18 protein-coding genes are annotated in these 22,611 nt (G+C 48.7%); 16 read left to right on the top strand and 2 right to left on the bottom strand.

Features of this window, described 5'->3' with window-relative positions:
• The first annotated feature begins 48 nt into the window (after positions 1 to 48).
• From AC58UW_RS15285 to hisD, 6 genes are read left to right on the top strand one after another with little or no spacing between them, the layout of a single operon-like run.
• Positions 49 to 936, top strand: a complete 888-nt coding sequence (locus AC58UW_RS15285) for a carbohydrate ABC transporter permease (RefSeq protein ID WP_497421491.1) — start codon at positions 49 to 51, stop codon at positions 934 to 936.
• Between the two features lie 17 nt (positions 937 to 953).
• Positions 954 to 1,784 (top strand): carbohydrate ABC transporter permease, encoded by an 831-nt coding sequence (locus tag AC58UW_RS15280; protein WP_497421490.1) that lies wholly within the window; start codon positions 954 to 956, stop codon positions 1,782 to 1,784.
• Between the two features lie 28 nt (positions 1,785 to 1,812).
• A complete protein-coding gene (locus tag AC58UW_RS15275; protein ID WP_497421489.1) occupies positions 1,813 to 2,832 on the top strand; it encodes a Gfo/Idh/MocA family protein in 1,020 nt (339 codons plus the stop codon).
• A complete protein-coding gene (locus tag AC58UW_RS15270; RefSeq protein WP_497421488.1) occupies positions 2,823 to 3,665 on the top strand; it encodes a phytanoyl-CoA dioxygenase family protein in 843 nt (280 codons plus the stop codon). Before AC58UW_RS15275 ends, AC58UW_RS15270 begins: the two co-directional genes overlap by 10 nt.
• A complete protein-coding gene (locus AC58UW_RS15265) occupies positions 3,637 to 4,653 on the top strand; it encodes an aldo/keto reductase (protein WP_497421487.1) in 1,017 nt (338 codons plus the stop codon). Before AC58UW_RS15270 ends, AC58UW_RS15265 begins: the two co-directional genes overlap by 29 nt.
• Before the next feature lie 43 nt (positions 4,654 to 4,696).
• Positions 4,697 to 5,971 (top strand): histidinol dehydrogenase, encoded by a 1,275-nt coding sequence (hisD, locus tag AC58UW_RS15260; protein ID WP_497421486.1) that lies wholly within the window; start codon positions 4,697 to 4,699, stop codon positions 5,969 to 5,971.
• On the opposite strand, the gene AC58UW_RS15255 is transcribed toward hisD, so the two are convergent.
• The gene (locus AC58UW_RS15255; RefSeq protein ID WP_497421485.1) at positions 5,962 to 6,828 is read right to left on the bottom strand and encodes a helix-turn-helix domain-containing protein; all 867 of its coding nucleotides are present in this window, start codon (positions 6,826 to 6,828) and stop codon (positions 5,962 to 5,964) included. The genes hisD and AC58UW_RS15255 overlap by 10 nt on opposite strands.
• A gap of 173 nt (positions 6,829 to 7,001) precedes the next feature.
• Between AC58UW_RS15255 and AC58UW_RS15250 the strand changes: the two genes are divergently transcribed.
• The gene (locus AC58UW_RS15250; RefSeq protein WP_497421484.1) at positions 7,002 to 7,949 is read left to right on the top strand and encodes an N-acetylneuraminate lyase; all 948 of its coding nucleotides are present in this window, start codon (positions 7,002 to 7,004) and stop codon (positions 7,947 to 7,949) included.
• A 649-nt stretch (positions 7,950 to 8,598) separates the two neighbouring features.
• Here AC58UW_RS15250 and AC58UW_RS15245 read toward each other — a convergent pair.
• Positions 8,599 to 8,862: a hypothetical protein gene (locus tag AC58UW_RS15245; RefSeq protein ID WP_497421483.1), complete on the bottom strand. Its 264-nt coding sequence runs from the start codon at positions 8,860 to 8,862 to the stop codon at positions 8,599 to 8,601.
• A gap of 142 nt (positions 8,863 to 9,004) precedes the next feature.
• Between AC58UW_RS15245 and AC58UW_RS15240 the strand changes: the two genes are divergently transcribed.
• From AC58UW_RS15240 to AC58UW_RS15200, 9 genes are all read left to right on the top strand, one after another.
• On the top strand, positions 9,005 to 10,357 hold the full coding sequence (locus tag AC58UW_RS15240; protein WP_497421482.1) for an ABC transporter substrate-binding protein: 1,353 nt from the start codon (positions 9,005 to 9,007) through the stop codon (positions 10,355 to 10,357).
• Positions 10,358 to 10,436: 79 nt separating this feature from the next.
• On the top strand, positions 10,437 to 11,300 hold the full coding sequence (locus AC58UW_RS15235) for a carbohydrate ABC transporter permease (protein WP_497421481.1): 864 nt from the start codon (positions 10,437 to 10,439) through the stop codon (positions 11,298 to 11,300).
• Positions 11,301 to 11,342: 42 nt separating this feature from the next.
• A complete protein-coding gene (locus tag AC58UW_RS15230; protein ID WP_497421480.1) occupies positions 11,343 to 12,161 on the top strand; it encodes a carbohydrate ABC transporter permease in 819 nt (272 codons plus the stop codon).
• Positions 12,162 to 12,253: 92 nt separating this feature from the next.
• Complete coding sequence (locus AC58UW_RS15225) at positions 12,254 to 13,828, top strand: response regulator (RefSeq protein ID WP_497421479.1); 1,575 nt, start codon at positions 12,254 to 12,256, stop codon at positions 13,826 to 13,828.
• Entirely contained in the window at positions 13,825 to 15,465 is a 1,641-nt protein-coding gene (locus AC58UW_RS15220) for a sensor histidine kinase (protein WP_497421478.1), read from the top strand. Before AC58UW_RS15225 ends, AC58UW_RS15220 begins: the two co-directional genes overlap by 4 nt.
• Positions 15,466 to 15,599: 134 nt before the next feature.
• Positions 15,600 to 18,425, top strand: a complete 2,826-nt coding sequence (locus AC58UW_RS15215) for an exo-alpha-sialidase (RefSeq protein ID WP_497421477.1) — start codon at positions 15,600 to 15,602, stop codon at positions 18,423 to 18,425.
• A gap of 96 nt (positions 18,426 to 18,521) precedes the next feature.
• Positions 18,522 to 18,683: a hypothetical protein gene (locus tag AC58UW_RS15210; RefSeq protein WP_497421476.1), complete on the top strand. Its 162-nt coding sequence runs from the start codon at positions 18,522 to 18,524 to the stop codon at positions 18,681 to 18,683.
• Positions 18,684 to 18,926: 243 nt separating this feature from the next.
• On the top strand, positions 18,927 to 20,018 hold the full coding sequence (locus AC58UW_RS15205; protein WP_497421475.1) for a substrate-binding domain-containing protein: 1,092 nt from the start codon (positions 18,927 to 18,929) through the stop codon (positions 20,016 to 20,018).
• A gap of 139 nt (positions 20,019 to 20,157) precedes the next feature.
• Positions 20,158 to 22,458: a helix-turn-helix domain-containing protein gene (locus AC58UW_RS15200; RefSeq protein ID WP_497421474.1), complete on the top strand. Its 2,301-nt coding sequence runs from the start codon at positions 20,158 to 20,160 to the stop codon at positions 22,456 to 22,458.
• The last annotated feature ends 153 nt before the right edge of the window (positions 22,459 to 22,611 follow it).

Here is a 22,611-nt window from a genome sequence, read left to right as displayed (position 1 = left end):
CTGCCGTCATTGCCTTATCCTCTCAGCGGTAGAAGGAAGGAGCAGCCAATGAAACAGCGTACATTCAGCAGCATCCGTTTGCGCAGAGAAATCAGCGGTTGGCTATTCGTCCTGCCCATGTTGTTGTTTTTTCTGCTGTTTGTTGTTTATCCCATTCTCAAAGCCATCAAAAGCAGCTTCTATGGCTTTGACTATACCAAGTACTACTGGACGGGGCTTGATAATTACCGCACTATTTTCACGGATCCTCTCTTCTGGAAGTCGATTCGCAATACGCTGGAATTTGTCCTGTATCTGGTTCCATCGATTACCGTAATTGCCCTAATGATAGCGGTTACACTATATGTCTATCCGAAAAAAATGCAATCGTTTTTCAAGGCTGCCTTCTATATTCCGGGCGTAACCTCGATTGTTTCCCTGACATTAGTGTGGCAGTACATCTATAATGGACAATTTGGCCTTGGTAATTACATCATGGGCCTCGTCGGTCTACAGTCAGTCAATTGGCTGGGAGTCCATTCTGCGACGCTGGCGTTATCTTTAATTGTGCTTACGATCTCTGTGGGTTCAGCGGTTGTTGTATTCTCTGCTGCGCTTGGCGGAATTCCCAAGGATTATTATGAATCTGCTGCACTGGATGGTGCTAAGCCGGGGAGGATGTTCCTCCAGATCACACTTCCAATGCTAAAGCCGACCTTGCTATATGTCGTGGTAACGGGAACGATCGGTGCTTTCCAAGTATTTGCGATTATTTTGATCATGACAGGCGGAGGACCGGCTTATCGGACAACGACGATTATGATGCTGATTTATCAGCAGGCGTTCGTAAACATGAACTTCGGTATTGCGAATGCGATGGGGATCGTCCTGTGCGTTCTTATCAGCTTGATTGCCTTTGTGCAGTTCAAATTTCTTAAATCGGATATTGAATACTAAGGGAGGGGGAGACGAAGATGCCGAATAAAAAATCACCGCTATGGGGAGGCCATATTTTCCTCTGGGTACTCACTTTGTTCTTCCTCTGGCCCTTTTATTGGATGGTCAGCGGCTCCTTCAAGAATTTGAAGGTCGCCTTGCAGATCCCGCCAGAATGGATACCAGCTCATCCTACTTTTCAAAATTATGCGGCGTTATTCAAGAACAGTCCGGTATTCACCTGGTTCTATAACAGCATGTTCATCTCGCTAATCGCCACTTTGCTTGTTATTGCGGTTAGCTCTTTGTCAGCCTTTGCCTTAGCCAAAATTCCATTCAGCGGCTCCAAGTGGCTGTTCACCGTGATGATCGCTGCCATGACGATTCCGCATACGGTGTTATTTATCCCCCTATTTCAGCTGCTGAATGATTTGAGCCTCATTAATACAAGATGGGGAGTCTTGCTGCCAGTCGTTGGCTGGCCGTACGGCGTGTTCTTGTTGAAGCAGTTCATGGCTTCGCTGCCAACGGAATTGACTGAAGCAGCGAAAATCGACGGTTCTGGCGAATGGCAGACGTTCTGGCATATCATCCTGCCGCTTGCCAAGCCTGGGATTGGCGTGCTCGCCATCTTTACATTCGTGAACACGTGGAATGATTATGTGTGGCAAGTTATCGTGCTGAACGGGGAGAAAATGTTTACCTTGCCGGTAGGCATTAAGGTTGCCCAGAAAATATCGGAGCTCGAGACGAATTATGGCATTGCGATGGCTGGGGCGATGTTCGCTACGCTTCCCGTGCTGATCATATTTCTCTATTTCCAGAAGTACTTTACGGAAGGTATTACTTTAGGCGCTTTAAAGGGTTGATGGTTGGATGAGAGAGAGGGGATTCCCGATGTTTCAGGCAGCAGTGATCGGACTTGGCAAGATCGGATTGACCTTTGACATCCCTTTTCAAGGAAGGGCATACAGCCATTCCATGGCTTATCTTTTGCATCCGGAGGTTGAGCTGACAGCGGCTGTAGGGCGAAGGCAGGCACAGGCGGAACAACTGGCGCAGGTCGCGCCGGAGACCAAATTCTATTTGGATTCGGATTTGTCTGAGATGCTGAGTCAGCATCGTTTGGATATCATCAGCATTTGCACACCGCCAACCGTTCGGTATGAGCTGTTGCAAACCGTGCTGGAGCAATCTAGTAGCAGGCTCATTTTCCTTGAAAAGCCCGTTGCGAACAGTATCGAGGAAGCGGAGCGGATCATCTCCTTATGCAAGCAGCATAGCGATCGGACGGTCGTTGTCAACTTATCCAGAAGATGGAGCGAAGGTGCGATGGAGGTCCGAGAAGCCGTCAGCAAAGGGACGTACGGGAGGGTGAAAAAGATCCATTTGCGATACAGCCGTGGCATTTACAATACGGGCTCACATTTGTTTGATATGGTTCGATATTTGGCCGGGTCGATCGAGCACGTTCAAGTGGTTGAGAGGGTAGCTACCAACTTGGATGTTATGGAGGATTGGACTTATTCTTTCTTATTTACCGCAGGCGGAGGCTCAATTACAGGCTATGTGGAGGCATTCGATGACAGACTCTATAACCTTTTTGACATTGTCATGTACTTGGAGCAAGGGGTTATCGAGATGGTAAAAGGCGGTGACGAAATCCGCTATTATGCGACTGAACCGCATCCGCTACAACCGGGAATCAAGCAGTTGGTGCATGAACGAATGGAGACAGGCATGCTCAGTAAGTCCAGCAACATGCAAAATGCGGTTGAACACCTTGTCCATATTTTACAAGCCGGCGTGGAGCCGATATGTTCACTGGCGGATGGCATTGATCCGCTTTACGTAGCAGAGGCGCTAAACCAATCGTATGCGAATGGTGGTGTCTTGGAGAGAGTGCGTTGTCGCTGACAGAAGGTCATTCATTTTTTTGGCAGAAGGGAGAGCTTCGGATGGGGCTGAATCAATTAACCGCCGAGCAGCAGCAGTTCTATGAGGATTATGGGTATCTATTAGGGCTTCCTGTTGTTTTTTCAGGCGAAGAAGTGAAGGAGTTACAACAGGGATATGAACAGCTAACGGCTTTATTGCAGGGGGATGAAAATCCTTCGGACATCATGGGTTGGCATAAGACGAGCCGGTGGCTGTATGACATCTGTGCTCATCCGCAAATTATTAACTATGTTGAAGGTGTGCTGGGCAGCGACTTTTACTTGGCAGCCAGTGAGTTTATTATGAAATCGCCTCATTCGGACAAAGTGGTGCCATGGCATCAGGATTCTTATTATTGGTCTACTGCGCTAAACAACACCGTCACGGTGTGGCTGGCCTTCTCAGATGTGGATGAAGCCAACGGCGCCATGAAAGTGATCCCAGGGACGCATAAAGCAGGCGTGATCCAGCACAAAGTTGCAGGTGATGACGCGATTTTATCTTTTGAACTTGATCAGGGGACGTTCAGCGAGAAGGATGCGGTCTCGATGATCATTCCAGCCGGCGGTATCTCCATGCATGTCGATTCACTCATTCATGGTTCCGGTCCCAATACCTCCGATCGCTGGCGGATCGGCTTTGTTATCCGCTACTCGAAGACGATGGTGCAATGGGATGCGCAAACGTATCCTAATTTTCAGCTGTATATGATGAGAGGAAAAGATGAATACGGTTACCATCCTCAGGGGGAACTGCCTGTGGAAGCTTTTGGGCGCCCGCCTTATGCAAAACGGATTCGTAAACGAGAATAAAAGAAACCATCGCCTAGTAGAAAGCGAGATGAGTCTTATTCGTACCGACAATGAGCAATGGACATCTGTGATCTCTCCGTTGACGCTGGGAACCGTCCAACTGGGAATGCCCTACGGCATTGCGAACCAGCTGGGACAGCCGGATGAGGAAATCGCCGGGCACATTTTGAATGCTGCCATGAGCGGAGGCATCACCTGCTTTGATACAGCAAGCGCCTATGGGAATGCGGAGCAGGTGCTGGGCCGTTATTTTCAGCAACAATCACGTGCAGCCACGATCATTACGAAGTTCAATTTACAGGTGAATCAGGAGACGACGTTGTCCGACTTGGAAGCGCAAATTGAAGAGAATGTGAAGCGTTCCATGGAACGGCTTCAGATGGATTGTCTACCCGCAGTGCTGCTGCATCGGCCGAATGTGCTGGGTCAATTCGGCAAGCAAGTGACCGAATTGCTGTGCAAGCAGGTGAAGCGAGGGAATATCGGCACCATCGGTGCTTCGCTGCTTTCCTTTGATGCGCAAGAATTCACGGAGAATTGGCGGGAGCTCCAGAATGATTGTTACGAAATTGTTCAGGTGCCAATCAATGTTATGGATCGCCGAATGTTTGCGAACGGGACCTTCGATCAGCTCAGACGCTCGAATAAAAAGCTGTTTGCAAGAAGCATTTATTTGCAAGGTTTGTTCTTCATGAAGCCAGAGGCATTGCAAGAACGGCTTAAGCCGGCAGAGCCATGGCTTGTTCGTTTGCATGCCTTCGCTGAGCAGGAAGGAATGTCTGTGGCTGAATTGGCTTTTTCTTATATTCACCATATGCCGGGCATTGCGAGCATTGTCTTCGGAGCTGAAACGCCGGATCAGGTTGACGCCAACATTGCGCTTCTGAATACGCCAGCCATTCGTGAAAAGACCCTGCACGAGCTGGCGCAAGAATTTGCGCAAGTGCCTGATTATGTAATCACGCCTAACCTATGGGAAGGCAAATGACAGCATGGAAGTCATCTGAATTTGAATCGTGGAGGAGAGCGCCGTGGGTACTTATTTGAAAAAAGGGGATGTCGTGCAGACATCGTATGCTTCCAGTGAAGAGGCTGTCTATCATACCGTGAAAGAAGTTATTCAAGAGATCGCAGTCGGTAAAGACGAAGCTGTGCGAAAAATATCGGACAAATTCGATCATTGGTCGCCTGAGAATTTCCGATTGAGCGAAGAGCAAATTGGGGAAATTATCGCTCGCGTACCGGAGCAAGTGAAAGCGGACATTCGATTCGCGCAGCAGCAAATTCGAAATTTTGCCGAAAAACAATTAGCAACTGTTCAAGACCTGGAAGTCGAAACCTTGCCCGGTGTTATTCTTGGTCATAAACATATTCCTGTTGCCAGCGTGGGTTGTTATATCCCTGGTGGACGTTATCCCATGGTCGCTTCCGCGCATATGAGCATCCTCACGGCTAAAGTTGCCGGAGTCAAGCGGGTCATTGCTTGCACGCCGCCGATTAAAGGGGAAATACCGGCAGCAACAATTTGCGCGATGGCGTTCGCCGGGGCTGACGAAATCTACGTGCTTGGCGGGATTCAGGCCATGGCAGCCATGGCCCTTGGGACAGAAACGATTCGTCCCGTTGATATGCTGGTAGGCCCAGGTAATGCTTACGTGGCTGAGGCCAAACGTCAGCTGTTTGGGAAAGTCGGCATCGATCTGATTGCGGGACCGACGGAAGTTCTGGTGATCGCAGACCATACGGCCGATGCGGAAATGGTCGCTGTCGATTTGCTTGGACAGGCGGAGCATGGTCCAACGTCGCCTGCAGCCTTGATCACGACCTCCGAGTCGCTAGCCAGGGAGACACTGCTTGAGATCGAGAGGCAGCTCCAAGTACTCCCAACGGCTGACATCGCTAGTGTCGCATGGCGGGATTACGGCACCGTGCTGGTGGTGAATAGCATAGAGGAAGCGCTTATCGAAGCCGATAAGCTTGCTTACGAACATGTGGAAGTCTTGACGGAACAGCCGGACTACTTCCTGGCGAATATGACAAACTACGGAGCTTTATTTCTCGGTCCCGAAACCAATGTGGCATACGGGGATAAAGCAATTGGCACCAATCACACATTACCGACCAAAGGGGCTGCAAGATATACGGGCGGGCTTTGGGTAGGGAAATTTTTGAAAACATGCACGTATCAACGCTGTTCAAAGGACGCCAGCAAACGGGTCGGCGAATATGTCTCTAGGCTGTGTGAAATTGAGAACTTCATGGGCCATAAAGAACAAGCCGATCTACGTGTGCGCCGTTACCGATGAAGCCCCTTGCTCTCCCTATACTGGCTTGGCGTCATCCCTTTGATTCGCTGAAAGGCACGCGAGAACGTAGGATAGGACGAAAAGCCGGATTCGAAAGCCACTTGCGAAATCGGTAGCTCGGAAGAAAGAAGCAGGGAACAAGCATGGCGAACCCTAAGCTCATGCAGGAAATCCACAAAATAAATGCCAAGCGCATCGCCGAGCTGAGTGCTGAGTTGTGCTGGGTGCAGGTGAAACTCTTGGGATAACGTGTTTAGAGACAAAGGCTCTAAGTAATGATCGTACACGTATTGCACCACAGACCAAATCCCTTGCGTTGAGCGGGAGTGAGGTCTCTTGGGCTGCGGTGAGTCCCGCTTGTCCCTGCTGCGCATGAACTGTGACAGTACCTCAAGCAGCAGTGCTCGGAGCATGATCGGTTTCCAAACCTGAGTGGATTCGTGTTCCTGATACAGCCGGTCCCACAGCTGCTTGCCCTCTTCATAGGCTTTGCCTTGCAGCTGAATAAAAGGCGGCATAGCCTCATCAGGGTCATGCAATAGCTCATTCAAGCCCCAAGCGGATTCAGGTCCTGTTGTGAGAAGTTTCATATCGAAATTGCAAATGTACATAAGGAGCGGTTCATTCTCAGCAGCATGGTAATGGTGAATTTGATAAGGAAGCAGAAGCACAATCGTTCCGGGAAGGAGATCGTGTTCAGTCCCGTTAATCCATTCCTTGCCTTTTCCTTCAAGCACAAAGGATAACTCAATGAAATCGTGACGGTGCGCAGGAACGGAGGTGTACCGTTTCTTTTTCATGTGGAAAGGAAAGCTCGAGTCAATATTCGGGTATTCAAACAGATATTGCGGATACATGACGACGGTCTCCTTCGTTTGCTAACAATTCTATTATCATTATACTGACTTTTTTTCGTAAAGAAATGAGAGGTATGCTAAAAAAATGAACAATGGTTGTTCTTTCCGCAAGCTACAATACAATCATAACGAACAAAATTATGCGCTTGCGGCGCCAAGGAGACATGAATCCTATGAACAAGACGATTGAAAACCGCAAGGCGTTTGGCGGCATCTTTACAGCGCTGCTGACTCCGATGCACGAGAACGGCGATATTGATTTCCCTTCTTTGGAACGTTTGGTTGAACACCAAATTGAGCAGGGCATCCACGGGTTTTATGTAGGCGGCAGTACGGGCGAAGGGTTTATTTTGACCGGTGACGAACGTCAGCAGGTGCTGGAAACGGTGGTCAAAGCATCGGATGGCCGAGTGACCATCATCGCGCATGTCGGCAACATCAGTACAAGGGAATCGATCAAGCTGGCTAAGCATGCAGAGAAACTAGGCGTCGATGCCATTTCGGCCGTTGTGCCGTTTTATTATAAAGTCACGATGAAAGAGATTCGTGAGCACTATGAAGCCATTATGGCGGCCGTTACACTCCCGTTAATCGTCTATCATTACCCTGGAGCGACAGGGGTGAACTTATCGATGGAGTTTTATGAGGGTATGAGCCGCAATCCGCAGTGTATTGGCGTCAAATTCACATCGCTCAATCTCTTCGAAATGCAGCAAATTCGCGCAAGATGCGGGGACGATTTCCTCATCTACAACGGTCATGACGAAGTCTATATGGCTGGAGCTTTCGTTGGGGCTGACGGTGCTATTGGCAGCACATTCAACATGATGCCTGGCTTGTTCGCCGACATGTACGGCATTCTCGCTTCGGAAGAGCAGCTTCCCAAAGCTTCTATCCAACATTTGCAGGCAGAAGCCAACGAAGTGATCACTCATATGATTCAATACGATGTCATCGCCTACGAGAAATATATGCTATATCTGCAAGGTGTTTTGGCAACACCTACCGTAAGGCAGCCTTTGAAGCAGTTCACGGCTGAAGAGCGCGCAAGCATCGAGTCTTATTATGAGCATAGTGAAGTGCTGCGCCGGTTTAGCTTTTCGGCAAAAAGCGAGGTATAGGGTTACGTCGATTTTCGCGAGGAGCTCTCCCTCAAGTAGAATGTTTCTACTTGGGGGAGGGCCTATTTGCTTTATTAACTAGGAGGGAACTACAGGCCGCTATTTCCATGAATATGCACATTTTCCACGTGAAGCGGAACTACGGTACGCTATTTTGCCGATTTCACTGAGAAACGCGCTATTGCGAGCAAATAAAGGCCTGTAGTTCCGCTTGGAGAGGAAACAGCGCGTTTTTCACTAATTAGGGAACCCCAGTTCCCTTTAGGAAAGCCTTTGCGGAATATCCGCAATAGCTTCTATGGCGGGTGAGGCGGGAGTTGTCTGTATGGTGAATATAGTGGAAGGTGCAGGATTGGTAAGTAGCTAACACCAGAGCCTGACGGAGTTCGATCCGTCAGGCTTTAACAAGTGAAGCGCCATGACCCTTGCGGCGGTTTTTACTGGGGGAACTACAGGCCGCTATTTCCATGAATATGCACATTTTCCACGTGAAGCGGAACTACGGTACGCTATTTTGCCGATTTCACTTGAGAAACGCGCTATTGCGAGCAAATAAAGGCCTGTAGTTCCGCTTGGAGAGGAAACAGCGCGTTTTTCTTTGAATAGAGGACGGTAGTTCCCCTGGAGTGAGCCCTATCACGCATTTTCGTTAAGAAGAAGATCTCGCAGTTCCCGCAGTTCCCGCAGTTCCTGCAGTTCCCGCAGTTCCCGCAGTTCCCGCAGTTCCCGCAGTTCCCGCAGTTCCCGCAGTTCCCGCAGTTCCTGCAGTTCCCGCAGTTCCCGCAGTTCCCGCAGTTCCTGCAGTTCCCGCAGTTCCTGCAGTTCCCGCAGTTCCTGCAGTTCCCGCAGTTCCCGCAGTTCCCGCAGTTCCTGCAGTTCCTGCAGGAGGGTCCCTGATGGTTTTACTTAACACCAACCAAACAGGTTAATTTTGTAGTGTAAAATACTAATATCTGCATGTTAAAATGATCTGCTGGTTTCATTATAATCAGGATAACAAATCCACTTCGTGTGATTGTTGAGCAAATAAACAGCAAATAGACAGGGGTGACACGATGAAAAATGTATTAAAAACAGGAGTTGCCGCTTTATTGATTACGAGTGTTGCAGCAGGTTGTGCTTCGAATTCTGAGCAAAAACCGGCAAGCGCGAGTCCGACAGCAGGAGCAGAGAGCAGCAGTAAGCCAGTTACCTTAACCATGTGGGCGGGCACGGGATTCAAAGATATTGAAGGATATGACAGCAAGAATTACGGGGATTGGGAGAAGCAGAAAGCGGTGGAGTTCCAGAAGCTTCATCCGAACGTGACCGTCAAAGTCGAATCCGTGCCCTTCTCGGATATCGAGCAGAAAGTGAACGTAGCGGTCGCCGGCAACAATCCTCCGGACATTTTGTACGATAACATTCCGATTCGCATCAGTAAACATGCCCGTAATGATGTCTTGGAGGAACTTGATGCTGTTGTGAATGACGACAAGGCGGATTGGAAGGAAGCCTTTTTAACGATGGGCACAATTAACGGCAAGTTGTATGCGCTACCGCTTGGCAGTGTTCCTCAGGTTGTTTTCTTAAACAAAACCCTTTTCGAGAAAAAAGGGGTCGAGATGCCGAAGGACCGCTCGTGGACTTGGAATGAAATGAAGGATGCGCTCAAGAAGGTAACGGATAAAAATACATACGGCATCGCATATTTCGCGAAAAATGAGCAAGCTGACCAACTGATGGTCAACAATCTGCTTGCAGCCGGCGCCAAGTGGGCGAACCCCGATTTCACGCAATATACCGTAAACAGCCCAGAAGGAGTTGAGGCTCTCAGCTTTATGCTGAGCTTGCAGGATGAAGGCCTCGTTGCTCCTGGTACAGCGACGATGGATGTTACGGCGAACTTCGAGTTGTTTAAGCAGGGCAAGCTCGCCATTCTGAATCATACTTCTCCTGTATACGGCGATCTGGAAGTCGGGAAGAAAAATGGGTCCGTTGATCCGTCCGTTGAGGCTTATGGCATTATTCCCGTCATGAAGGAAGGTGTGAAGCCGCAAATCACTGTGACTGGCGAGAACGGCTATGCGATTTTCAAGCAAAGTGATGCAGAAAAGAAGAAAATGGCCATAGCATTTGTGAAGTTCCTGACGCAGTCGGATAACATTAAGGCGATTAATAAAGCGACATATGGCATCTCGGCGCGTAAGTCAGCGACATATGAGATCAAGAATAAAGACGCTGCTGAGGTCTTCGAATTATTGAACAAGATGGACATCGCCGACTTGGGTAAAAACAAAGCGTATTTCTCCAGTTTAAGAAAAGCACTTTATCCTGAAATGCAGGCTGCCTTCTTGAAAGCAAAGAGTCCTAAGCAGGCGCTTGATGATTTTGTCAAAAATGCCGATGCATTGGCAGCCAAGAAGTAAGAGCGTCATGACTTCGTCCCAGGCACTACGCATGTACTGGGACGAAGCTGTTTGAGAAGAGCGATGAGGTGTTGTGCGGATGAAGCTAAGACAATGGATGTGGAGTTACTTTTTTATCGGACCTAACTTGTTATTTCTAGCAGTATTTCTAGTGCTTCCGTTATTATATACGTTCTATTTAAGTCTGTTTGATGCAGATATTTATAAGTCTTCTTTCGTTGGTTTTGAGAATTACCGTGTTCTGTTCGGAGAAGAGCTGTTTCGCAAATCGTTCGTCAATACTTTTTATTTTGTACTGCTTATTGTTCCTTGCGTTGTGATCATGTCGCTTGTGATCGCAGCATTCATGCAGGGATTTCATAAACTGTCCAAGAGCTTTTTCAGGCTTGTGTTTTATTTGCCGGTGGTCAGTACGCCTGTCGTACTTTCATTAGTTTGGGGCTGGATGTATAATCCGAGCTTCGGCATTATCAAATATTTCTCTGAGCTGCTTGGCTTTGGCACTGTGGATGTATTCTCCGGGCAGCTAAGCGCGATTCTTGCATTGTCCGGGGTCGTTCTCACTTGGATGGTAGGCCAACCGATCATTTTGTATCTATCCGGGATGGAAGGTGTTTCGAAAGAGCTGTACGAAGCTGCCGAAATCGACGGTGCCGGACCGCTTCGCACGTTTTTCAGCATTACACTGCCAATGATTTCGCATACTACGATATTAATCGTGATGACCTCGACCATTTCAGTTTTTCAAATCTTTGTTGTTATCCATTTGCTCACAAGCGGAGGTCCGTATCATGGAACGGAATCACTCGTGTACACCATTTACCAGACCGCTTTCGTTTCGCTGGCATTTGGTAAAGCCTCAGCACAAAGTGTTATCTTGTTTTTGATAATTTTAATGATCTCGCTGCTGCAATTCAGGTTCATGAAATCTTCTGCCGATTAAGCGGACCGCGCAGATTCGATGCATAGAGGAGATTGGAAACGGATGAAATTACAAGTTGCCTCCAGATATACGTTTCTTTTGTTAGCTTCTGTTGTATTTATTTTTCCATTGTACTGGATGTTTACGGGCTCTTTTAAAACGCAAGTATCCATATGGGCCATTCCGCCTGAATGGTTCCCCTCTCATTTAAAGTTGTTTAATTATGAGCATATTTTCGATACCACTCCAGCGCTACTCTGGATGTTCAATAGCATATCGACGAGTTTAACTACTGTCTTGTTCATCGTATTGTTCTCAGCAATGGCGGGCTACGCGTACGCAAAGAAAAAGTTCCCTGGCGATACTCTCCTGTTCTTCATTGTGATCGCCACAATGATGATGCCGACGCAGGTCACGCTAGTTCCTTTATACATCCTGTGCAGAGAGCTTGGTTTGATTGACAGCTACTGGGGAATTATCCTGCCAGCGGTTGCTTACCCGTTCGGTGTGTTCATCGTTCGGCAATTCGCCAAGTCCATTCCCGACGAAATCGTAGAATCTGCCAGGATAGACGGGGCTGGGGAAATCCGCTTGTTTGCGACGATTGTGCTACCGCTCTTGCTGCCTGCGCTTGGAGCGTTGTCCATCTTTGCGTTTATGCACACGTGGAACGACTATTTATGGCAGCTCATTATTTTGCAATCGAAGGAGAAGCTTACGCTTCCTCTGGGTATTTCGACAATTACCTACTCCGAGAACAGCGTCAACTATGGCTATGCAATGGCAGGCGCCTCTCTGGCTGCAATACCGATGATCCTTTTTTTCCTGCTGCTGCAACGAAGCTTTATTAAAGGAATTACACTTGGCTCTGTAAAAGGATAAGCATGGAGAACCCCGTATATGACGGGTTTTCTTGCATTTTCCCCTATGGGTGCCGGGGGGCTGATAGGTTATAATGGTCAAGAGGTGATTACGTGAAAATCATTGTCATCGAAGACGAAATCGATATTTTGGCGGGAATTCAAGAGGCAATCGAGCAGTGTGGACTCTCCTTTGAACAAGTGTTTACATCGCACACAGGGGAGGAAGCGCTTTCAATTATTCAGGAGAATTATCCTGAAATGATATTAACAGACATTTTGCTGCCAGAGATGAGTGGTTTGGATATGTTGGAGTCGGTGAAAGCGATGGGTTACCGGCCTAAAGTTATCGTAATCAGCTCATACAGTAATTTTACCTATGCTCAGCGAAGCATTCAATTAGGAGCGGTCGACTATATGTTGAAACCAGCTCACAAAGAGGATTTAATGGAAAAAATACGCTCTGTGTATGACATCATCCAACACGAGCGGATCAGTCAGAACGAAATCAAACATCAAATGGCGTATGCGAAATTAGGGACAGAGGCATTGAAGGAAAAGTTCGTGCTGGGCTTATGTATGCACAAAACTGCGCTGCAGGAACATATTCATCACCGGCTGCAGGTGTGGAACTTACAATGGTTGGAGACACAATCGTATGCCATCCTATCCCTTAGTCTGAACAAGGACGAGTTTCGTGACAAAGCGGATATGGATTTGAACTTGAACCTGTTTGCCATTGGGAACATTACGGAGGACACTCTGAAGAATTATCAGCCCGCAATCCTGATTCGCAGCATCCACCAGGACTGGGTTATTCTTACGGCTTGGGGCGAGGAGCAGGACCTGGCGAAAGACATTCAGGAGAGTGTGCTGGCTTATCAAAAAATCAAGCTGGCTGTTGGCATCAGCGCAAGACAGCACGCTTTCCAGGCTATATCGGAAGCATACGAACAAGCTCGCAAATCCCTCAAAGTAGCGCTGCTAAACAGCTCCAAACGCATAGTTAGCTATGGAGAAATTGCCGATCGGATCGAAGAAGAGGACGATGGCCGAATCGTTCCACGGATCGTGGAGGCTGTCTTGGAGGGAGATGAGCTCGCAGTCCGGATGTGGCTGGAGCAAGTGGTCGAGCGCTTTAAGCTGGATAGGCATGTAAGTAAAGCCGGCGATTTGTCGATCAAATGTTTCGAATGGATGCTGGACGTTCACGCCGCACTTGTGGAGAAGGTAGAGATGGAGATCAGCCATTTCCCGATGGAGCTTTGGGAAAAGGCTGAACGCTGCCCGACTGTGGACGATTTGCTGGAACTTCTGCATGGACATCTTTGCGAACTGATGAAGCTTGCGGCCGTTCAGCTCTCTCCTGCTACCCACTTCATGATCGACAGAGCGAAGCAGATTATCGAAATGAAATATGGGGAAGAGATCACATTGCAAAGTGTGGCAGATGAACTGAGCATGCATCCAGTTTGGCTTAGCCGACTCTTTAAGAAAGAGACCGGGCAGAATTTCCTGGATTATTTGACCGAAGTCCGTATAGACCAGGCGAAGCAGCTTCTGCGCAGCACGAACTTAAAAATTTATGAAATCGCTGAGAAAATCGGTTATCAGGAGATACAACATTTCGGTAAGCTGTTTAAGAAGAGAACGAATATGACTCCAAAGGAGTTCAGATACGGGAAATGAAAGCATTCAGATTCAACAAAATCACATTGTTCGTTAAAATGTTTATCCTTTTGTTTATCTCTGTCTCCGTGACGGTGACGATTCTCGGTGTATGGTATTTCAACAAATCCAGCGGGCAAATCGAGCATGTCACGTCTGCCTTGCTGATGGAAAATCTGCAGCAGAACCGGCTGCGTATTGAGCAGTTATTCAACCAAGCGGAGCTGCATTCGGATGCCATAATTGCATCTGGGAAGCTGGAGGTGCTCGATAGTTCGCTGGAGGACCGGTCATTTCTTAGCAGATCCATCACGCTTATGAATGAACTGAGAGGAAACTATGAAATGGCGATTTACCCTGCGGATGAGAGCAGATTTCCGGCGTATTCCAAATTGGTTCCCTCGGGCAAGAACACAGGAAACATACAATGGCTGCAAAGGTCTATTGAGCTGCAGGGCAAAGGATTTTGGTATTTCGAAGACAACCGCTTCATATTCACAAGGTTGATCCGATCGATGTCTAATTTGCGCCCGCTTGGAGTAATTCAGCTGAGTTTTCCGGCGGAGCTCGTTAGTCAAATGATTTTTACACCGGCTGAATATCCGAATTTCCGGCATTACATTGTCGAAGACGAGAGCGGGAGCGTATTGTTTACGAGCCACGATAACTCCCAATTTCAAACCAAAGATGTTTATATGTCGGATATACCGCTGGGCACCATGCCATGGAAGCTGGTCGTCAGCATTCCCGCCAAAGATTTGCTCGGACCGGTTGAAAGTATTAAGCGATTTTCGGTGGTGGTCGTTATTGCGAGCATTGCCATTATTTCAGTCCTGTTGGTACTTATTACGAACAGCTTTGTTTCTCCCATTACATACATTGTTGGCCATATGAAGAAGGTGCAGATGGGGCAGTTGATCCCAAGCGAAAGGTACGGGGGGCGAAGCGACGAAATCGGCCAGCTAGCCAGGGGCTATAATTCACTCATTTTCGGCATGCAGGAGCTGCTTGCGACAACGAGACAGATGGAATCAGAGAAATCGCAAACGGAGATGCAAATGCTCATTCATCAGATTAACCCGCACTTTCTGTACAACACGCTCGATGCGATCAAATGGCGGGCCGAACATGTTCAGGAAGCCACCATTACCGAAATGGTCACTTCGCTTAGCAATTTAATTCGTTACAGCATCAATAACGGGGAGGAGTTTACGACGGTCGAACGGGAGATCGAGCATGTCAAAAGCTACCTAAACATCGAATCGCTGCGTAATCATGATACGTTTCAGGTGATTACGTATGTTCAGCCGCGTGTTTTGAACGTGCCGATCCTGAAGTTGATCATCCAGCCGCTGGTGGAAAATTCCGTTAGGCACGGATTGAGCAAGCTGCCTTCAGGGCAGGGGAAGATTCTCATTCGCGTCTATATGGAAGGAGAGGAGCTGGTCTGCACGGTCGAGGATAACGGACCAGGGTTCAGCGAAGAAAACTATGCGCGAATGAACGGGCATAGTCAGTCAAGCGGCCAAACAGGCGGCGTCGGGTTGTTCAATGTGAACCGCAGGCTGCAAATCCGGTTCGGCGCGAGTTGTAAGGTGATTCTCACGAGTAGTCCGGGTGGCGGCTGTAAAGCGACGATTCGTCATCCAATGATGTAGGAAGAGAGGCCAATTCCATTATTACTATAATGACTAGTCAAATTTGTGATACTCCAAGTTAAAACATTATTATATTAAGCGCTTTCAATACGTGGTAGTTTGATTCTGAAGAATGAGAGGAGGAACGATGACGCATGTTTAAAAAGTATGTGTGTCTGCTGCTAGTTGTCCTAATGGTTGTGAGTCACGCTGTAACCGGTTTTGCCGAAGGCATTCAACCATCAGTAGCTGGCAGTGAGCAGGAACCTGTTTTTGAAAATCATGATCTGTATGTGGCAGGAACAGAAGGATATAATACGTTTCGAATTCCTTCCCTGTTGACGACGAAGGCAGGGACGCTGCTGGCATTTGCCGAAGGGCGCAAAAATAGCGCGTCGGATACAGGCGATATCGATTTGGTGCTCAAGCGAAGTTTGGACCAAGGAGCATCGTGGCAGCCGCTGCAAATTGTGTGCGATGCAGGTGCCGATACGTGCGGGAATCCGACGCCGGTTCAGGATGAGAGCACAGGGCGCATTTGGCTATTCGTCACGCAAAACTACGGCACTGATACGTTCGCTTCAATTGTCAATGGCACAAGTCGTGGAGTTCGCACGATCTGGAGCACGTACAGCGACGATGAAGGGGCGACTTGGTCACAGCCGGTGGGCCGCTTTAGCGAAGTGCAGAATCCGGCCACGAGGTGGGATGGAACAGGCCCGGGGATCGGTATCCAGCTTCGGAATGGACCGGCCAAAGGCAGGCTTGTAATTCCGGCTATCGGGCGGAATATCCAGAGCGACGACCATGGTGAGACCTGGTACGAAAGCGGCATGCTGCCGCCGGGGCTAGGCGAGCCGACCGTGGTGGAGCTGACGGACGGGACGTTGATGCGCAACGATCGGCTGTCGAGCAATCAGGAGCTGAAAAGACGGGCTATCTCAACAAGCAGCGATCAAGGGGCTACATGGTCCCCGATTACCTACGACTCAACGCTGATTGACCCGATTTGTGAAGCGAGCCTTTTTCGATATATGCCGGCAGATAACGCCTCGGGTAACCGTATGCTGTTGTTTGCGAACCCGGCGAGTGAGACGACTCGAGCGAAGATGACCGTCCGACTCAGCAATGACGATGGACAAACGTGGATGACAGCCAAAACGGCGTATATAGGGCCTTCCGCCTATTCTTCCCTTGCTGTTCTTCCGGATGGGCGGGTATCTCTTCTTTTCGAAGGCGGGGAATATACGCCCTATGATAAAATCATGTTTGCCACTTTCCACCTAGCATGGTTTCAATCCGCAGAGCCGGATTTGGACAGTTTACAGGTGTCTGATGGCAGTTTGACCCCTGTATTCCGTGGAGATATTACAGATTACAAACTCGCACTCTACACCGGAACTGAGCAGCTGGCCATCACACCTGTTACGGCAAACAGGAACATCGCTGTCACGGTAAATGGAGAACCAGCCGCAGCCGGGGTGCCCACAAGTGTGCAATTGAACGGCTTGCAGAACATAACGGTCGAGGCCAAGCTTGGCACGAGAGTAAGGCTCTATACGATTCATCTCGATCTTACGAGAGCGAAGCCGGAGCCCCTTGTGAACTGGGATTTCGATCATATGGATGGCAGCGGGATTACAGATATGACAGGCAAAGGACATACAGGTATTCTGCAAAATGGTGCTGAGCTTCGCCCTGGCCTGGACGGAAACGCACTGTACTTGAATGGCTCACGTGCCGATGTGGAAATTACGAACGAGGAAGATCTTCATCCCGGCACGGATGACTTTACATTCTCGGTGTGGGTGAACCCCGATGCGCTGGTGCAGTCGATGCATGTGTTATATTGGTACGGCAAAGCTGGCAAAGGGGTGCCTCAGTGGTGGTTTGCTGTGGAAAAAAGCGGCGCTGTCCGCATGAACATGACTGGGCAGCCGTCCGGCAAGGAAGTCGGCATTGCTACAAGCCCTGGGCTTGTCAAAGCCGGAGAATGGACTTACATCACCGTTGTGCGTGATGGATCGGTTAACAAGATTTATGTAAATGGCGAATGGGCGGCTTCTTCAGCTAAATACGATGGCGCTGGGATGAATCTGACTAATGCGAGCGCGCCACCATTGGTAGGCTTCGATAAAGGTACGGCAGCAAACCGCGACTGGAAAGGCTACTTGGATAATTTGCAGATCTATAAGTATGCGATGAACGATGCAGATGTCCGCAAGCACTATGTAAATAGAGATACCGTGATGCCTGTCACGCAGGCAGTGGTGCAGCCGGCAGAACCGAACGGCGCTAAGGGCTGGTATACCTCAGATGTGGCCATAACGTTGTACGCAGCGGATGACTTCTCAGGTATCGCCCGCACGGAATATAGGGTCAATGGCGGAACATGGCTTGTCTACAACGGGATGATTGCGGTTTCTACGGATGGCATGCATACGATTGAATACCGCAGCACTGACAAGGCCGGTAACACGGAGAAGCCTCACGCGTTGCAGGTGCAGATCGACAAGCAGGCTCCGACCGTTACTTTCTCCGTTTATGACGGCAAGGTATATGAGATCGACCAAAAGGTGACGATTACTTGTCAGGCATCGGATACAGCTTCAGGTATCGCTGCCTCGACTTGCGCTAACCTATCGGCACCAGCTTATAAGTTCAAGCTTGGCGCTAATACAGTGACTGCGACAGCAACAGACGTGGCGGGGAATATGGGGAGTTCCACTATTCAATTTCATGTCAAGGTGACCCTGGAGAGCTTGATTCGGCTGATCAAACAGTTTCTGACCCATGATCATAGTGGCTACGCAAACTCTCTAATCTTGAAGATTGGCGGCGTTTTGATGTCGGAAGGCAAAGCGCGTGCAGGGAAGCTGGAAGCTTTTCAGAAAGAAGTATCCGCCCAAAGCGGGAAAATGTTGGAACCGGAACAAGTGGACATCCTGATACGTTTAGCAGACATGTTGAAAATTGATTAGCGTGTCCTCTTTAGAGGCCTTCCCAAGGTCAGCAATTGACTAAGGGAGAGCCTCTTCAAATTAACGGGAAAAAATACCCTTATTCTACGCTGCTTTGTGGCAGGGAATGAAATAGCGGTAGAAACTCCATCTAAATCGTCGGTAGCTGGGCGAAACCTGCTAGTTATGGCGAAATTAGCAGTAGAAATTCCAGTTATTTGTCAAAAAACGGATCAATTGCTGGAAATAGTAGGAGAAATCGGCGTTACTTACAAGTAATTCATCCACTCGGCATTCCCGTTCCAAGGGGACGGTCCATTTAGCCGCCACAATGGATATAGATGGAAACACTCAATCCGCAGAAAAAGAGGCCTTCCCAAAGTCAGCAAGTGACTAAGGGAGAGCCTCTTTTTTGAACGTCCGGGGTACTCTTTTTTAAGTCGCGTAACCCATTATTTACAAAAACCGTATCTTTCGATAAGATGAAATTGATCGGATCGATTTCGGAGAGGGAGGATCAATTTGGGGGAACAAATATCTAGGCCACACCGCTATTTGGAGGTTCAGGCGCGGATTCAGGAGGATATTCGATTGTTGGAACCGCATTCACGGCTTTTGTCACGGGTCGATATGATGAAAAAATATGGCGTCACCCGCACGACAATTGAGAAAGCCATCTCTGAATTAGTCGGCAAAGGCTTAATTTATAATATTATTGGCAGCGGTACATTTGTGGCGGACAGAACCGTAGCGGCGCATGCATGGCGAACTTGGGGAGTTGTCTTACCCAACATTACGGATGATTTTTATCCGGAAATCGTTCGTGGCATTCAGGATGTGGCGCAAGAAAACCGCTGTCATGTCGTCCTTCTTAATAGCGACCACAAGCTTCCCAAGCAGCATCAGGCGCTCGAGCAATGCATAGAGTCCGGCGTTCAAGGGGTCATTGTGGTGCCAGCCATTACGAAGGAGCCGGCAGCGCACTCGTTTAAGCAGCTGCAGGAGCAGGGGATTCCGTTGATTTTCTGCAACCGCACCGTAGATGGCGTTGATGCGCCGAAAGTCGTTTCGAATAACTTTTTCGGGGCATATCTCGCAACTAGGTACGTCATCCGGCAAGGATGCCGCCGAATTGCGTACATCGGCGGGCCGATGTACTCCGTGTTGGAGCAGCGATATCAAGGCTTTCTGGGGGCTGTCCACGAAGCGGGGATTCCGGCTGACCCGGAGCTGATCGGGTTGACGGATGAATGGGAACATGAGCAAATCGGCTTCGACTTTGCAGCGAAGATGTTCAAGCGGTCCACCCGACCGGATGCGGTCGTCTGTTTTAATGACACCGTCGCAAGCGGTGTGTACAGGGCAGCGGCTGATGCAGGACTGCTTGTCGGCCGGGATGTAGCTGTTGTTGGCTACGGCGATACGAAGCTTTGCGAAAGGCTGCCGGTTAAGCTGACGAGTGTCCGCTATCCCGCCTACCAAACCGGATACGAGGCGGCGAATATGCTCGTGCGAACGATGAGTGGTGAAGCGTTATCGCCGCAGTCGTCAGTGGTTTTGCAATCGGAGCTGGTCATTCGCGCCAGTTGCGGAGAGAGCCTGCCATTTAAATAAGGGCGGGTGATCTTCCATATCATTTTGACACCGCTTACATATTGAGAACGGAAAGGAATGATGACGATTGAGGAAGCTCGATCTTCCCTTGTTCGGGATATGGATGAGATTCAGACACCGTAAGTTTTTGCTGAGGTTAATGACGTCTATCGTATTGCTGGCTGTAGTTCCTAACTTGCTGCTAGGCACGATCTCTTATTTTAATGTCATGAAAACGTTCGAAGCGGAGACTGGAACGACGAATACTCGCTACTTGAACCAGAGCATGAATGCGCTCGAGCTTGTCATCCAACAAATCACGGGAAATTGCCAGCAGCTCGTGCTGAACCCGTCCTTCCGCAATTTCGAATCTTACCCCAACGGCTCTTATTATGAAGGCTTAAATGGCACATATGCCAAAGAAGACTTGACTTCGTTGTACTGGTATATCAAAAACAAAACGAGTGCCATCGAAAGCATTCAATATTTTAAATTGTCCAATGAATTCGTAGACTCTGTCTATTATTACGATAGCAACAAAAATTTGGTGCTTGCGATTAAGGATGAGAATACGATCAAGCAGTACTCATTCAGTGATTTCTTCGACAAAGAATGGTTTCAGTCATGGAGCAGCAATCGGGAATCACCGATTCTGATGGACCCTCGCATGGCCATTCAATATAACGGCCAATCGAAAGAAGTTTTGACACTGTTGTTCCGGGCGAATCAGAACGACAATGTATTCATTATTAATTTGGATGCTGCTTCGATCTATAACAAAATTATTAATGAATTGAACAACAGAGGCAGCCTGTTCGTGCTGTCGGGTTCCGGTGAAGTCTTCTTCCGTCAGGAACTGGCGCCAGAACAGCTGAGCATTGCGGATAATCTTCCGCTGATTCATACCTCTGAGCGCTCCGGATATATGCGTTATGAATGGAAGGGAGTTCAGGCGCTTGTTACTTTTGCCAAATCCGATCAATTGGATTGGACGTTCGTCAATGTGAACTCGATGGATAAACTACTCGCCAGCACGAAGTATTTGAAGCGAGTTATTGTGTATTCCAGTCTCCTGTTGCTTATCTTGACAGTTGCCTCCGCTTTAATGGCATCCAAAGGGCTTTATCGCCCCATTGCCCGCATCGTAGTGATGCTTACCGGAAAAATAGGGAAACCGAGTGGGACCTGGAACGATGAAATCCACCGGATTGATGACGCGCTTCGAACAACATTTGATGAGCGCGATTTGTATCACCGCAAGCTGGAGGAAAGCCTTCCTTACTACCGTGAGCAGTTAAAGCACGAGCTTTTGCGGGTACCGGCAGCCCCGACAGAAGCAATGAGAGAAAAGCTCGCAGAGCTTTCGATTCCCATCGGCATGCATCAGTTAGCGCTGCTGCTGATTACATTTGAAGAGCAATCCCTCGTACAGGGAGCTGCAAGTATGGAAGTACCGTGGACCAAGGTCTGTTTGTTGGAGGAGTTAAAACAAGGCGAACTGCTGCACCGTCCCTACATGACCGTCGATTCGGGACAGCGGCAGCTTGCTCTCGTTCTTCACGCGGAAGCCGCCGATATGAACGAAGTGTTCTTGGTCGGTGCCCAAATCATCGAGCGGCTGGAGAAAACAGCGGAAGTGTCGGTTTCGATCGGGATCGGGCGTCACTGCGCAACGATTGAGGAACTGCCTCGCGCTTATGAGGAAGCTAGCGAAGCGCTCCGCTTTAGGCTTCTGCACGGCCGGGGGCAGGTCATCTACATCGAAGATGTGACACTGAGCCAAGAAGATGTAACGGATGCTGTTTTTCCTAAAAAGCACGAGGAGCTGTTCACCGGCTATGTGAAGCTAGGCGATGCCGAGCAGGCGAAACGAATGATCCGTGAATTGATCGCTTCCTGTTCGGCTCAGAAGAATCGGATGCATTATGCCCAGCTTCAATTCGTTTTCTTTAAAATCATTACGATCGTCTTGCAAACGCTTCAACATCTCGGCGCGGACATCACCAAGCTTGTGAAGCTCGACAATAACCCGTTCCGTGAGTTAATGGCGCTGGAATCAATGGAGCAAATTCAAGGCTGGTTCGATGAGTTTCTGCAAAACGCAGCAGATGGCGTAGGAGCCGGCAAGCAGCGGAAGGATAACCAACATGTGGCGCGTGTCATCGACATCCTGGAGAAGGATCATGCGAAAGAGTTATCTCTGAACACGGTATCTGAGCAGTTGAACCTTAATCCCTCTTATGTGAGCCGTTTGTTTAAACAATATACGGGAACGTCGTTTACGGAATATTTGACCGCCATCCGAATTAGGCAAAGCAAGGAGCTTCTGCGCACGACCGATCTGCAAGTGGGTGAGGTTGGAAACCGGGTCGGCTTTAACAATGCGTATTATTTCATCAAAGTGTTTAAAGAAAACGCCGGCGTGACGCCTGGCGAGTTTAAAAAGATCTTTGGCGAGTAATTGGACCGATTGCACAATGATGACATCGCAAATATGTAGTATGAAATCTCATAACCTTATTATTTAAAAGCGCTTCCAACAATGGTAAGGTGACTGTGGAACGACCGCCAGCTAGAAGGATCGGAGACCATCACAAACCAAAGGGAGGCTTAT

This window comes from Paenibacillus sp. J22R160, from assembly GCF_059692135.1.
Note: the sequence above shows the minus strand (reverse complement) of the source record. Positions and strands in the feature narration are given on the sequence as shown.